Annotated in this window: 12 protein-coding genes; 6 read left to right on the forward strand and 6 right to left on the reverse strand. The window is 69.0% G+C overall.

The annotated features are described in order from the left end of the window. Positions 1-285: 285 nt before the first annotated feature. Genes gcvH through secA2 form a run of 3 tightly spaced genes read right to left on the reverse strand, consistent with a single transcriptional unit; the run spans position 286 to position 3,748 of the window. Entirely contained in the window at positions 286-690 is a 405-nt protein-coding gene (gene gcvH, locus M4D77_RS08465; protein ID WP_055475392.1) for a glycine cleavage system protein GcvH, read from the reverse strand. A 20-nt stretch (positions 691-710) separates the two neighbouring features. Continuing rightward, positions 711-1,340 carry a CDP-alcohol phosphatidyltransferase family protein gene (locus M4D77_RS08470; RefSeq protein ID WP_055475391.1) on the reverse strand — a complete coding sequence of 210 codons (630 nt, stop codon included), beginning with the start codon at positions 1,338-1,340 and terminating at the stop codon, positions 711-713. After that, positions 1,337-3,748 carry an accessory Sec system translocase SecA2 gene (gene secA2 / locus M4D77_RS08475; RefSeq protein WP_259936007.1) on the reverse strand — a complete coding sequence of 804 codons (2,412 nt, stop codon included), beginning with the start codon at positions 3,746-3,748 and terminating at the stop codon, positions 1,337-1,339. Before secA2 ends, M4D77_RS08470 begins: the two co-directional genes overlap by 4 nt. Positions 3,749-3,900: 152 nt before the next feature. Between secA2 and M4D77_RS08480 the strand changes: the two genes are divergently transcribed. Continuing rightward, positions 3,901-5,436: a hypothetical protein gene (locus M4D77_RS08480; protein WP_259936008.1), complete on the forward strand. Its 1,536-nt coding sequence runs from the start codon at positions 3,901-3,903 to the stop codon at positions 5,434-5,436. Between the two features lie 35 nt (positions 5,437-5,471). On the opposite strand, the gene M4D77_RS08485 is transcribed toward M4D77_RS08480, so the two are convergent. Next, positions 5,472-6,686, reverse strand: a complete 1,215-nt coding sequence (locus tag M4D77_RS08485; RefSeq protein WP_259936022.1) for a hypothetical protein — start codon at positions 6,684-6,686, stop codon at positions 5,472-5,474. Positions 6,687-6,740: 54 nt separating this feature from the next. Here M4D77_RS08485 and M4D77_RS08490 point away from each other — a divergent pair, with 54 nt between their 5' ends. Genes M4D77_RS08490 through M4D77_RS08505 form a run of 4 tightly spaced genes read left to right on the forward strand, consistent with a single transcriptional unit; the run spans position 6,741 to position 9,383 of the window. After that, positions 6,741-7,265, forward strand: a complete 525-nt coding sequence (locus tag M4D77_RS08490) for an META domain-containing protein (RefSeq protein ID WP_396266555.1) — start codon at positions 6,741-6,743, stop codon at positions 7,263-7,265. Continuing rightward, entirely contained in the window at positions 7,262-8,245 is a 984-nt protein-coding gene (locus M4D77_RS08495) for a malate dehydrogenase (protein ID WP_065629836.1), read from the forward strand. The genes M4D77_RS08490 and M4D77_RS08495 overlap by 4 nt, the downstream gene beginning before the upstream one ends. An 11-nt stretch (positions 8,246-8,256) precedes the next feature. Beyond that, on the forward strand, positions 8,257-9,087 hold the full coding sequence (ppk2, locus tag M4D77_RS08500) for a polyphosphate kinase 2 (RefSeq protein WP_058253227.1): 831 nt from the start codon (positions 8,257-8,259) through the stop codon (positions 9,085-9,087). Continuing rightward, positions 9,087-9,383, forward strand: a complete 297-nt coding sequence (locus M4D77_RS08505) for a DUF503 domain-containing protein (RefSeq protein WP_058253180.1) — start codon at positions 9,087-9,089, stop codon at positions 9,381-9,383. Before ppk2 ends, M4D77_RS08505 begins: the two co-directional genes overlap by 1 nt. Here M4D77_RS08505 and M4D77_RS08510 read toward each other — a convergent pair. Both M4D77_RS08510 and M4D77_RS08515 read right to left on the reverse strand, forming a co-directional pair. Then, positions 9,364-9,951, reverse strand: a complete 588-nt coding sequence (locus M4D77_RS08510; RefSeq protein WP_058253179.1) for a mismatch-specific DNA-glycosylase — start codon at positions 9,949-9,951, stop codon at positions 9,364-9,366. The two genes, M4D77_RS08505 and M4D77_RS08510, sit on opposite strands and share 20 nt — an antisense overlap. A 40-nt stretch (positions 9,952-9,991) precedes the next feature. Further along, complete coding sequence (locus M4D77_RS08515; protein WP_065629835.1) at positions 9,992-10,360, reverse strand: VOC family protein; 369 nt, start codon at positions 10,358-10,360, stop codon at positions 9,992-9,994. A gap of 112 nt (positions 10,361-10,472) precedes the next feature. On the opposite strand from M4D77_RS08515, the gene M4D77_RS08520 reads away from it, so the two are divergent. Next, positions 10,473-13,673: a BTAD domain-containing putative transcriptional regulator gene (locus tag M4D77_RS08520; protein ID WP_259936009.1), complete on the forward strand. Its 3,201-nt coding sequence runs from the start codon at positions 10,473-10,475 to the stop codon at positions 13,671-13,673. The last annotated feature ends 6 nt before the right edge of the window (positions 13,674-13,679 follow it).

A 13,679-nucleotide genomic window follows, 5' to 3' on the forward strand; every position in this document is an offset into this window, starting at 1 on the left:
ACAGTCGCCAACCTCGTTCTCGGAACCGCCGGCATCGCCTGGGACGGTGCCCGTCGGCTCTCGCCACGATGGCCGGTCGAATCTACATGACTTGTGCGGCCGGGTAGTTCTCGGCGCGAGATCGTGAGCATCGGTGTCACGTCGCGCCTCGTTCCCACTGCCGTAACCGTACCGGTCCTGCCGATCCCACCGGCGCGCGAGTCGACTCCGGCATCGACGATCATATCGTTCCGGAGGCGATCAGCCGGGTCGATCGGGGCACCGGCCGTTCACGGCCGGGAGAACTCACCCCTCGATGACGGCGCGGTACCCCGCGGCGTCGAGTACCTCACCCAGGTGTTCGTCGAGGGTCGCCTCGTCTGCCGCCTCGATCTCGACCAGCCACCCCTCGCCGTACGGGTCCGAATTGACCAGTTCCGGCGAGGCGTCGAGGGCGTCGTTCACCGCCGACACCGTGCCTGCGAGCGGCCCGAAGATGTCCGAGACGCTCTTCGTCGACTCGACCTCGGCGAACGACTCGCCGACGGTCACCTCCGCACCGCTCTCGGGTAGCTGGACGAACACCACGTCGCCGAGAGCGTCCTGGGCGTAGTCGGTGATCCCGACGCGCACCGTCGTCGGCCCGAGTCGCTCGATCCACTCGTGCTCCGCGGTGTAGCGCAAGGTCTCTGGCACTTTGCTGTCGGTCACGCGAACCCCTTTCGTCCTCGTCAGACTCTACTGTCTGCCGAGTCGCCTGCCGGGTGACGCGGCGGCATGAGCCGCATCACCAGGATCGTCTGATACCAGTACAGGACGAAGGACCACAGATACAGTCCGACGCCCCAGATCATGAAAGCCCAGCCGATCGGGTACGCGATGGTCCCCACGATCGAATCGAGCTGTCCGGCAAGAAGCCACGGGAATGCGCTCATCAGCGCGAAGGTCCCCGCCTTGCCGATGTAGAGCACCGGGAGCGCCAGCACGCCCCGCGAACGCAACAGCGGCGCAGACGCGAACAGCAGGACGTCGCGCGCGATGATCACACCGATCAGCCACCACGGCAGGAACTCCCGGATACCGAACGCGATCGGGATGATCACGATGTAGAGCCGGTCGGCGGCCGGGTCGAGCAGCGCACCGATCTTCGACGACTGGTCGAGGAGTCGCGCGATCTTGCCGTCGGCCCAATCGGAGAAGCCCGAGAACATGAGGACGGCGAAGGCCCAGCCGTCCGCCTTCTCGACGAGGAGCAGCCACACGAACACCGGGATGAGTGCGAGCCGAAGCACGCTCAGCGCGTTCGGGACCGTGACGATCCGGTCCGGAGCCGGCGTGGTCGCCGCCTCCGGCTCGGTCACCGGAAGATCCCGATGATGCCCTGCAAGGTTTTCGCTCCGCCCGAGGAGAACAGGTTGTCGTGGACCATGTAGGTCCAGGTGGTCGTCGACCGGTGCAGATCCGCCGACCCGAGGTCGACGCCGTCGGGGGTGATGTCGGCCTCCCGGAACGTCTCGCGCGCCTTCGCGAGTGCCGTACCGGGCAGATCGGCGAACTCGGCGAGGATCAGCCGGTGGAACTCGTCCAGCGGGCTCTCCTTGCCCAGCGACCGGAGGTGGATGCTGGCGCGGACGTCGGAGACGAACGCGAGGTGGTCGGCCCAGGCGCGGTCGAGATGGTAGAGCACGATCTCGCGCGCGGCCTGTGACAACACCTCGCGAGGCACGGGCGCGACGGCGGGGGTGGCCTCGTGATCGGTCGCGGCCTTCTCGGCGTCGGCCGTCTCGGCGTCGGCCTTGTCGGCGTCGGCCTCATCGGTGGTGGTCTCCACCGTCGTCGTGCTCCCGGTCAACTGCGCGTAGCGGTCCGGTTCCAGATCCGCGAGCTCTTCGAGCGCGGCGTCGGTGGTCAGGATCTGCATACGACGTTCGACAATGATGTCCCGCTGCTGATTGACCAGCTTGTTGTAACGCCAGGTGTTCGCGTGGAGTTCGAGCATCACGCCCTCGGCAATCCGCTGGGCCTGCTCGATGAGGTCGACGCCCTTGCTGCCCATCGAACCGTCTTCGTTGGGCGACACGGGATCTCGCTTGAACGCGAGGTTCTTGGTGACGACCGGGTCCTCGAGGCTGGAGAAGAACACCGACGTACCGGGATCGCCCTGACGCCCCGCGCGTCCGCGCAGCTGACTGTCGAGACGTTCGGTGTCGTGGCGGCCCGTGCCGACGACGCACAACCCGCCGAGTTCGATGACCTCGTCGTGGGCGTCCGCGTCGTCCTTCGAACCACCCAGGCGGATGTCGGTGCCCCGTCCGGCCATCTGGGTGGACACGGTGACGGCGTCCCGGGCGCCGGCCTCGGCGATGATCTTCGCCTCTTCGGCGTCGTTCTTCGCGTTGAGCACGACCGACGACACCCCGGCCTTGTCGAGGAAGTACGCGAGTTCCTCGGACTCGGCCACGTCGTGGGTACCGATGAGGACGGGTTGTCCGGTCTCGTGGATCTCCTTGACGTAGGCGACGATCGCCTCGACCTTGTTGGCCTTGGTGTCGTAGACCCGGTCGGGCAGGTCGGTCCGGACGTTGGGGGTGTTCGGCGGGATCTGCGAGACGCGCAGTTCGTAGAACTGGCGGAACTGCTCGCCGGCGGCGAGCGCAGTGCCGGTCATGCCGCAGACCTTCGGGTAGCGGCCGATCAGGGCCTGCACCGTGATGGTGTCGATGACCTCTCCCGAGTCGGTCTGCGTCAGCCCTTCCTTGAGCTCGACCGCGGCCTGGACCCCGTCGGGCCAGCGCTGGAGCTGCGCGACGCGGCCGCGCGAGGCGTTGATGAGGTGCACGCCGCCGTCGCGGACGATGTAGTGGATGTCGCGTTCGAGGAGATAGTGGGCGTGCATGGCGATGCTGACGTGTACGAGCGTCGTGCCGACGTGTTCCTCGCTGTAGAGGTCGATGCCGCCGAGTTCTTCCTCGACGAACACCGCACCCTCGTCGGTCAGGGTGACGTTGCGACCCTCCGCGTCGACCTCGTAGTGCTTGTTCTTCATCCGCGACACGACGTCGTGGATCGCCGCGTCCGGCACCTCGGTCTCGGTCGAACCGGCGAGCACCAGCGGCACGAGCGCCTCGTCGACGAGCACCGAATCCGCCTCGTCGATGATGGCCACGTCGGGTGTCGGTGAGACGAGGTCCGCTTCGGACAGGGCGAGCTGATCACGCAGGACGTCGAAGCCGATCTCGTTGACCGACCCGTAAGTGACGTCACCGGTGTAGGCGCGTCGCCGTTCCTCGCGGCTCGAGTTCTCCGAGACCGCGTGGACGGTGATGCCGAAGACGTCGAACAGCGGCTTCATCCACTCCGCGTCGCGGGTCGCCAGGTAGTCGTTGACCGAGATCACGTGGACCTGATGTCCCTGCAGCACATGGCCGATCGCGGCGATGGCGCCGGCGAGCGTCTTGCCCTCACCGGTGGCCATCTCGACGATGTCGCCCTCCAGGAGTCGGAGGGCGCCCTGCAACTGGACATCGAAGGGCCGCAGGTCGATGGTGCGGTCGGCGGCTTCCCGGACCAGGGCGAGGAACTTCGCGCGGTCCGCGGGCTTCTCGGCGATGTCGAGTTTCTCGGCCTCCGCGCCGAACGCGTCGTCGGCGAGTTCGGCGGCCCAGTCGGTGTGGGCTTCGGCATCCTTGATCACACCCAACGACTTCGACTGGTTGCGAGTCGACTGGGCGCCCAGAAGGCGCCACATGCTGTTGCTCAGCTTTCCCACCGAAACATTTCTCCTGATCGTTCCCGGTTCCGTCGCGACCCACCCCCTCCGGGCGGTCAGGTCAGCAACAACGGTACGCGGCCGCTGGTCGACCGAGGACGCCGACATTATGATCAGTCCACCCGATTCGGCTCGAGGACTAAGGACGGCCCATGACCAGGACTCGCCGGACCAGGGTTCGACTCCGTCTCCTGCGCGCGACGATCGCCGGGTCGCTCATCGCGGTCGGAGTCGGCCTCGGTGCATTCAACGACTGGTGGGTCGCGCTGTTCTTCGGGATCCCCCTGGTCTTCGCCGGCATCGCGGTCAGTCCCCGCGCTTCCCGGGTGTCGGAACTGCCGGAGTTCCGGCGCGCCACGTCGCCGGACGCCCCGCAGGTGAAGGTCGAGGCGCTCACCCGCAGCAGCCTGACCGCCGACGACTCGCAACCGACCATGGTCACCGCGACGATCAACCCACCGAACGACACCGCGTACCGGGCGCGCTGGATCACCTCGATGACCAAGGGGAATTTCCAGTCGCTGACCGACACCCCGTTCACGACACTGCCGCCGGATGCTCTCCCGCCCCGCGACCAGCCGGAGACCCCCGAATTCGACGACCAGCCCGGCCGCTGGGCGCTCGTCTATCCCGCGGTCACCCTGCTCGTGGCCGGCGCCTTGCTGTTCGGTGTCGCCGGCGGGTGGCACGTCGAGGGGCCGTCGCTCTCCGGGTTCGATTCCGCGATCGATTCCGACGACGAGGACGCGGCGACTCTCGCCGATCAGCATCGGCAGATGCTGGACGCGATCGCCGAATACGCGGGCCCGCAGGGCGTACACAACGTGCTGCAACTCGACTACGAGGTCGGCTCTCCGTCGGCCTCCGCGCGCGTCTTCGATCCCGACACCGGCCGCGCCAGGACGATCAACATCGGTGACGGGTACTCGAATTCGTCAGTCGTGCCCAACACCGAACGGGCGAACAAGACCTTCGACGCCGCGGCCATCGAACCGAACACACTCGGCTCACTCGCCGACCCGATGGTGGCGGCGGTCCGGCCGTACGCCACCGAACCGGAACTGGACAAGGTGGTCATCGAGCGGCGCGGACCGGACGGTCCGGTACTGATCACCGGGACCATCGAACCCGACGAGGGTGTCATCGACGACTACGTCGTCCAGGCGACACCGGACGGCACCATCGCCGAGTTCTTCGACCCCGCGGACTTCGCCAAGTCGTTCGAACTGGCGCGTCGTGAACTGGCGGCTGCTCGTGTCCCCGTCGACGCGCCCGTCATCGAGGAGTTCATCATCCAGGGGACGGCGGACGGTGTGTCCCCGGTCACGGCGAGCGTCATCCAGAACTCGGGCGGGGTCCTAGTGAGGTACCGACTCGGCGACCGTGGCGGCGAAGTCGCCATCGCACCCGGCGAATTCCCGGTCGGAACCGTCAGCGAGGGTCGTTACCGAAGCGTGGGCTTCCGCTTTGACAGCATCTCGGCGGACACCCTCGACCAGGTCAGGGCCGACTTGATGAGACGTGCGTCGGTGCCCGAGTACGACCGTGACGCGGTGGGCGTCGAGGTCGAACGCAACCGCATCGACGAGGCTCCGCAGTTCGTCATCCGGATGGACATCGCCAACACCGACGACGCCGAGGCGATCTATACCTTGGATGGACGCTTCATGAAGGAGGGTCGGTACTGACACCGGACCCGGCCGGCGCGACCACACCGGTCGACTCACACCTTCGGGGTCCCCGCTTCCAGCGCCCTCCGCGTGACGGCCTGCAGTTCGGCCACCGCCGCTTCGGGCGGATGCAGCACCCCGCGATCGGTCATCGTGGTGACGATGTCGCGGACGCGGCCGTAGTACGTCGCCTGCTCGGCCGGCGTGCTGCTGGCGGCGGCGTGGTTGTAGAGCTTGAGCGCGCGATCGAGGTCGTCCTGATCGGTCTGCTCCAGGTAGCTTGCGCCCACCCGCCGGCCGTTCTTCTCGCAGGCGATCCAGGCCCGCCGCAGTCTGGCGACGGACTGCTGGTAGGCGTCGGCGCGCGAGCGGTTGTCCGGGTAGTCGTCGGTCCGCAGAGCCATCGCCTCGTCGAGCGCGAGATGGAAGGTCTGCGTCTGTTCGACCGTCACGTCGGTCACGGCCGGATACCTCAGCAGCATGGCGGGATCGAGTTCGTAGGTTCCGTAGGCGCCGAGGACCTCGTCGTGGCGACGCGCCGCTTCCTCCCACAACCGTTGCGCCGCTTCGTCAGAGCCCGCGTCGGCGATCCGGGGCCCGCCGGATGCGGGTCGGGTCAGGTCGACCGGTTCGTCCGGCGGGGCACTCGCCGCTGCCGCCCGTGACCCGGCCGGCGTCGCGGCGCCCTTCTTCTTCGTGGCGATGCGTTCGGGCGCGTGCCGGCGGAGTCGGGCCAGGATCTCCGCGACCGCCGGGTCTCCTTCGACGACGGCGACCCGCCAGAACTCCGTCTCGGGCGTGTCGTCGGACTCGTCCGGGGAGCTGGGTGGTGTCCGGTCGGCGGGAACGGGCTCACCGTCCCGGCTCGCGAAGGTGAGTTTCAGATACTTCTGCCCGACGACCGTCAGGTGACGCGCACGCTCGCCGGCCATCTCCGAAGTCGCGTCCGCCGGCCCACCCACGGCCACCGTGACGAGCGAGTCGAGCGGGTAGCTGACGAGTGTGCGGTCCTCGTTCCCGAAGTAGACCGTGTCGTCGTCGACAGTCAGCAGGACCGCGCCTCGTTCACCGAGCCGGCCGAAGGCCGCCCCGAGCAACGACGCCGCGATCGCGCCACCGACCACCGCCGACGTGATGAGACCGTCGACCCCGGCGATGTTGAGGGTCACGAGCGCGATCATCGCGACGACCATGAGAACCCAGGCTGCGGTGGCCGAGCGGTGGTGGCGACCGGTCAGGTATTCAGTCCGACACGTCACCGGGACCATGGTGCCCACATTCGTCATATCCATACCCCTGTCCGGTCGGCTACCGTTGTGCGCGTGAGCTCCGGCGAACGCCGTCAACCGGCGCAGCGACGTCAATCCGAGGCGGGACGTCTACCCGCGCGCGACCGATCCCCGGCCCGCGAACACCGCATCAGCTTACGCATGGCCTTACTGCTCAGCGCGGTGATCGCCGCGGTCGGCACGATGCTCGTCGGCCCCGGGTCCGCTGCCGCCGCTCCCCCCGCCCCCGGCTTCGTCGGCAAGACCTACACCTCGACCGCGGTGACCGGTGAACAGATCCCCGGCGGTGGACCGCTGGAGGTCAGTTTCCCGGCCGCCAATCGGATCGCGCTGTCTGCCGGTTGCAACCGGCACATCGGGGATCTCCGCGTCGACGACTCACTGTTGCGTCTCGGCTCCCTCGCCTCGACGATGATGGCCTGCCCCGGTCCGCACGCCGGCGCCGACGCCTGGGTGACCACGTTCACCAAGGAACCGCTGACCTGGTATTCGGTGGGCCACGCGCTCGTCCTCGTCGGCCCCGCGGCGCAGGTCCTGTTGACCGAGAAGCCGGCATGAACCGGCGGATACCGGTGACGGTGACCGTGACGGGTGCCGCCGGCAGCATCGGATACGCCAGCGTCTTCCGCATCGCCGCCGGCGCGATGCTCGGTCACGACCAACCGGTTGCTCTCCGACTCCTCGAACTCCCGCAGGCGATCTCCGGCGCAGTCGGCACCGCGATGGAACTCGACGACGGCGCGTTCCCCCTCCTGAAGTCCGTCGACGTCCTCGACGATCCGCGCAAGGCGTTCGACGGGGCGAGTTTCGGTCTGCTCATCGGGGCCCGTCCGCGCACCAAGGGCATGGAGCGCGCCGACCTGCTGGCCGCCAACTCCGACATCTTCGCCGCCCAGGGCTCGGTCATCAACGACGTTGCCGCCGATGACATCCGGGTGATCGTCGTCGGCAACCCCGCCAACACCAACGCCGCGGTCGCCGCCGCCAACGCGCCCGAGGTCCCGGCCGACCGGTTCACCGCCCTGACCCGCCTCGACCACAATCGCGCCATCGCCCAGTTGGCCCGACGCACCGGCGCGAGCGTCGCCGAGATCAGCCGGGTCACGGTGTGGGGCAACCACTCCGCCACGCAGTACCCCGACATCTTCCACGCCCGGGTCGGCAACCGAAGCGGCGCGGACATCGCCGCCGACCGTGACTGGCTCGTCGACGACTTCATCCCGACCGTCGCCCGCCGTGGCACCGCGATCATCGAGGCTCGCGGATCGTCGTCGGCGGCCTCGGCGGCGAACGCCACCATCGACCATGTCCACGACTGGGTGCTCGGGACACCGCCCGACGACTGGACGTCGGTGGCGCTGCCGTCCCCGGGAGCCTATGGAGTCCCCGAGGGACTCGTGTGCTCGTTTCCGGTGCGCTCGGTCGACGGCCGGTGGCAGATCGTCGAGGGTCTCGACATCAACGAGTTCTCGCGGGCGCGGATCGACGCGTCGGTCGCCGAACTCCAATCCGAGCGCGAGGCCGTGTCCACCCCGTAGTGTTTCTGCTCATGTCGAAGAAGGACAAGGCGAAAAAGGCCAAGATCGGGAACAAGGTCTACGAGGCGGAGTTGTTCCGGTTGCAGACCGAACTCGTGAAGCTCCAGGAATGGGTCCGTGACAGCGGCACCCGCGTCGTGGTCATCTTCGAGGGGCGTGACGCTGCCGGCAAGGGCGGAACGATCAAGCGCATCACCGAGTATCTGAGCCCACGGATCGCACGGGTCGCCGCGCTCCCGGCGCCGACGGATCGTGAACGCGGACAGTGGTATTACCAGCGTTACGTCGCGCATCTGCCCGCGCCCGGCGAGATCGTCTTGTTCGACCGGTCCTGGTACAACCGCGCCGGCGTGGAGAAGGTCATGGGTTTCTGCACCCCCGAGGAGCACTCGCGGTTCCTGCGGCAGACCCCGATCTTCGAGCAGATGCTCATCGACGACGGCATCCTGCTGCGCAAGTACTGGTTCTCGGTGTCCGACGACGAACAGCTCAAGCGGTTCCGGTCACGCATGAACGACCCAGTGCGGCAATGGAAGCTGAGCCCGATGGATCTCGAGTCGGTGTACCGGTGGGAGGACTACTCGCGCGCCAAGGACGAGATGATGGTCCACACCGACACCGCGCTGAGTCCCTGGTACGTCGTCGAATCCGACGTGAAGAAGCATGCTCGCCTGAACATGATCTCGCATCTGCTGTCGACCATCGAGTACGCCGAGGTCCCCCGCCCCCGCGTGTCCCTGCCCAAGCATCCGATCGAGTCGGGCAACTATCACCGCCCGCCGCGCTCGCTGTCCAAGTACGTACCCGACCACGTGGCGACGCTGATCCGCACCGACCACTGATGTGGATCGGGTTCTGCGAGTTCGACTATCTGCTCGGTGACGTGCACTCGCTGAAACAGAAGCGGTCCGTGGTGCGACCGATCGTCGCCGACCTGCGCAAGCGGTACACGGTCTCGGCTGCCGAGGTCGGACACCTCGACGTCCATCGGCGAACCGTCATCGGGGTCAGTGCGGTGGCCGCCGACCGCGGCCATGTCGTCGACGTGCTCGACGCCGTCGAACGTTCTGCGGCAGCCCATCCCGAAGTCGAGTTGCTGTCGGTGCGACGCCGGGTCGTCAGCTCGGAGGACTTCTGAGGTCGTCGACGACCCCGGCGGCAGCCGCGGCCCGGCGGTAGGCGGCCGCGAGGGACTCGACCGTCTCGTGCGCGTTCAGTCCGCTCGGGTTGGGGACCACCCAGAGTTCGGCCCCGTCCCACGTCTCGTCCTGCCGCCCCGGCACGGCATCGCGGCGCCCGAACGCGCTGCGATACGCGGTGATCCCGGCGACCGCGACAACCCGTGGGCGGATCTCACGAACCCGTTCGCGCAGGCGGCGTCCCCCCTCGCGGAACTCCTCGACGGTCAGTTCGGCGGCGGTCGCGGTGGCGCGTGGCACGACGTTGGTGATCCCCACGCCGCGGTCGAGCAGCATCGTCCGGTCGGCGTCGGACATGCCCGTCGATGCGTCGATCACGTGGTCGACGATGCCGGCCCGGGCGAGCGCCGGGTAGAACCGATTGCCGGGCCGGGCGAAATGCGCACCGGTGGCCGCGGTCCACAGGCCGGGGTTGATGCCGACGAACAGCAGCTTGCAGCCCTCGCCCACGAGGTCGTCGACGGTGCGGTCTCGGTAGGCGAGCAGGTCGGCCCGGGTGAATCCCATCAGGCACACCGGGTATCCGGCCGGGCGATGCGGGAACGCGTCAGGATGCCGTCTCCGCACCGTGTCGGGCCGACACGCAGAACTGGTTGCCGTCGGGGTCGGCGAGCGTCACCCACACGAAGCCGGGCATCTCACGATCGGCGATCCGGCTCGCGCCCGCCGCCACGAGTCGATCCACCTCCGTCTCGAGATCTTCGGTGGTCAGGTCGAGGTGGACGCGGTTCTTGCCGGGCGTGGGGTCCTCGACCTGCTGGAACGCGAACAGCGGCCCGCCCTCCCCGACCGCGACGACGATGAAGTAACCGTCGTTGTCCTCGACGATGCGGCCGCCGAGCTGCTCGGCCCACCACGTCGCCAGGGGCGCGGGCGCGAGTGCGTCGACGGTGATCATGCCCAGTGCGAGACTCATGCCTGCCAAGCTACTCCCGGCCACCGACATCCCCGGGCGGTCGCGGGCAGATCGTCGGCACGTTCGCCGCTAGCCGCCCGGAAGGACCCGATCACCACTTACACTCACGCTGATGCTCGAAATCTCCTATACGGTCTTGGGCGGCCTCGGGGCTCAGATCGGTTCCGACCCCGTCGAACTCGGCACGCGCAAGCAGCGGGCGACACTCGCCCAGCTGATCCTTGCCGAGGGTGTTCCGGTGCGCGCCGACAGTCTGATCGAGGGCATCTGGGGCGATTCGCCTCCGGAGCGCGCAGAGGTGTCGCTCCAGTCCTACATCTCGGGCCTGCGCAAAGTCCTCGAGCCGCATCGAAAGCCTCGGACTCCCTCCACGGTCCTGCTCACCCACGGGACGGGGTACAGCCTCCCGACGGCCGCCGACAACGTCGACGTGCGCCGGCTGACCGCCCGGGTCGGCGATGCTCGTGCATTGATGCAACAGGGCGACGCGGCGGGTGCCGCACCGCTGCTGCACCAGGTGCTCGCCGACTATCGTCCCCTGCTCCCCGAGTTCGAGGGCCTCGCCTTCCGGGACGAGGCCGCCGATCACCTCGACCGCATGCTGCAGGCGGCGCGGGAGATGTCCTTCGAGGCCCGCATGGCCGACGGCGACCACCGCCTGCTCGTCACCGAACTGGAGACCGAGGTCGAACGCGCGCCGCTCGACGAGGGCTTGTGGGTGCTGTTCGCCACCGCCCTCTACCGACTCGGCCGTCAGTCCGACGCACTCGGGGCGATCGCCACCGCCCGCCGGACCCTCGCCGAGGAGATCGGCGTCGACCCGGGACCCCGTCTCCGCACCCTCGAACGCGACATCCTCGACCACGCTCCGCATCTCGACGCCCCGGCCGCCACCGCCGCGGGCAAGGTGACGCTTGCGCCGGACGTCCCGGCACCGGGCCCGCGGACGTCGGCGCAGTCGATGACGGACGAACCGGTCGACGACGCCGAACTCGACGACGCCCCGTCCGTGGTCGGCCGGACCGACGAACTCGCCGCATTGCATCGGGCGGTGCTCGCCTCGATGACAGGACACGGCGGCGTGGTCGTGGTCGAGGGCGAACCGGGCGCGGGCAAGACGGCGCTCATCGACGAAGCCGGCCGTCGGGCCGCGGGCGCCGCCGACCTCCGGGTCCTGTGGGGGCGCTGCGTCGACGACCCGGCCGCACCCTCGATGTGGCCGTGGGTGCAGATCCTCGGTGCGGTCCTCCCCCGGCTCGACCCCGCCGATCGGGAACGACTCCTCGACAGTTCACTCGGCCGGATGGTGACCGAGGGCGTCAACGTGATCCCGCCGCCCCGGCAGATGCCGGACGCGGCCGCTCGATTCCAGTTCTACGACCAGGCCGCCGATCTCCTCGAGGGGGTGGCCGCGACGTCGAAGCTGATCATCGTGCTCGACGATCTGCAGTGGGCCGACGGTGCGTCTCTGGAGTTGTTCGCGCACATGGCCGCCCGACGCACCGCCGGGGTCACGTTCTTCGCCTCGTTGCGTTCGCCGTCGAACCGGCCCGTCGTCGCCACCACCCTGGCGACGCTGGCCCGGTTGCCGGAGCATCGCCGCCTCCACGTCGGCCCGCTCGGCGGCGACGACATCTCCGAGCTCATCCGGCGCGAGACCCGGCAGTGGCCGGAGGTCGCCACCGTGTCGTCGATCCAGCGACGCACCGGAGGCAACGCCTTCTTCGTGCGCGAACTCGCCCGCATCCTGGCCGACCGGGGGTCCATCGCGGGCAGCGCCGTCCCGTCCGGCATCCGTGATGTGGTGCGCCAGCGACTGGTCGGCATGTCCGCGGCGACGACCGAACTACTCGAACTCGCGTCCCTCATCGGGACCCGCGTGGACCTGGTCCTGCTGGCGACCGCCGCGCAGCGCCCGGTGGACGAGGCGCTCGACCTCCTCGAACCCGCGGGCGAGGCGGGTGTCATCGATCTCGGACCGGAGGATCCGTTCGGATTCGGCTTCAGTCACGACATCATCCGGGAGGCGATCGCGGACGGCATCGCCGCCATGCGCGCACGGCGACTGCATCTCGCGATCGCCGACGCCCTCGCCGGCAACTCGTCGCCGCATGCCGTGGCGAGAGTCGCGCGGCATCTGTGGTCCGCCGGGCCGCTGGCCGACCGTGAGCGCACCACGACCGCCCTCCTCGCGGCGGGGAACATCGCGCTGCGCACCTACGATTTCGACGGGGCGCGCCGGCATCTCGGGGATGCGGCGACGCTCGCCCGCGCGACCGGTGACCAGCAGGCGGAGCTCGTCGCGATCACCACCCAACTGGCCGGAGACGTCGCGGCGCACGGGTACTTCGCCGCCGATCCCGAGCTGCAGGACCGCGCCCGTGTACTCGCCTCCGCCCTCGGCGACGCCCGGCTCCTCGCCACCCTCGACTACGCCCGCTGCGCGGCCCACATCCAGATCGCGGATGCACACACCGGCCACCGTCTCGCGGAGGATCTGCGTCGGCGCGCCGAGAGATCCGACGACCCGGTCGTCACCCATCTGGGCATGCACGCCGCCGGGATCGACGAGTTCACACGCGGCAATTTCGGTGCGGCGCACCGCATCTTGGAGGACTATGCGCCGATCGACGTCGTCGTCGACGGTCTCCGCGACGATCAGCTCGCGATGGCCCGCGGCTTCCGGGCCTGGGCGGCGACCGTGCATCGCGGTGTCGACGCCGGCCGGGACCTCTTCGCCGCGATGGCCGATGCCCATCCCGATCCACGGTCCCGGCTCGCCATGGCCATCTTCGCCGTCGGCGCGGCGTCGATGCTCGGCGACACGAGGTGGGTTCTGGACGCGGGCCCGGCCATCACGTCCGACGGCGTCGGGCCCCTCGCCTACCTCCGTCGCGGCGGCGAACGCATGTACTGGTGGGCGCGCGCCCTCACCGGCGACCTCGACGACGCCCTGGAGCACATCGAGCGACTGGGTGCCGACGAGGTCGGTGTGGAGGATCACCCGCGGACGGGTGAGGGCTACTGGCTGGGTCTGCACGCCGAGGTCCTCGTCGTCGCCGGCAAGCTCACCGACGCCGCCACACTGCTCGACCGGGCCGACGACTTCGCCGACCGCACCGGTGAACGTTATGCCGACGCCCACCGCCTCCTCGTCCGCGCACGTTACGAGTACGCCAACGGGCGTCCGGCGTCCGTGGTCGGCGCCACGCTGGCGACCGCGCGCGACACCGCCCGCGCGCAGGAGGCGGCCGGGTTGATCCGACGGATCGATTCGCTGGCCACGACCTGGGGTCTGACGTCCCCGACCTGAGTCGCC

It is taken from the genome of Gordonia sp. p3-SID1431 (genome assembly GCF_025143765.1).
GTDB classification, from domain to species: Bacteria; Actinomycetota; Actinomycetes; order Mycobacteriales; family Mycobacteriaceae; genus Gordonia; species Gordonia hongkongensis.

Excerpts from the sequence above, each read along its gene's own strand:
- M4D77_RS08480 (WP_259936008.1), top strand. The coding sequence starts at position 3,901 with ATGACCAGGACTCGCCGGACCAGGGTTCGACTCCGTCTCCTGCGCGCG.
- M4D77_RS08485 (WP_259936022.1), bottom strand. The coding sequence starts at position 6,686 with ATGGTCCCGGTGACGTGTCGGACTGAATACCTGACCGGTCGCCACCAC.
- M4D77_RS08495 (WP_065629836.1), top strand. The coding sequence starts at position 7,262 with ATGAACCGGCGGATACCGGTGACGGTGACCGTGACGGGTGCCGCCGGC.
- ppk2 (WP_058253227.1), top strand. The coding sequence starts at position 8,257 with ATGTCGAAGAAGGACAAGGCGAAAAAGGCCAAGATCGGGAACAAGGTC.
- M4D77_RS08505 (WP_058253180.1), top strand. The coding sequence starts at position 9,087 with ATGTGGATCGGGTTCTGCGAGTTCGACTATCTGCTCGGTGACGTGCAC.
- M4D77_RS08510 (WP_058253179.1), bottom strand. The coding sequence starts at position 9,951 with ATGGGATTCACCCGGGCCGACCTGCTCGCCTACCGAGACCGCACCGTC.
- M4D77_RS08515 (WP_065629835.1), bottom strand. The coding sequence starts at position 10,360 with ATGAGTCTCGCACTGGGCATGATCACCGTCGACGCACTCGCGCCCGCG.
- M4D77_RS08520 (WP_259936009.1), top strand. The coding sequence starts at position 10,473 with ATGCTCGAAATCTCCTATACGGTCTTGGGCGGCCTCGGGGCTCAGATC.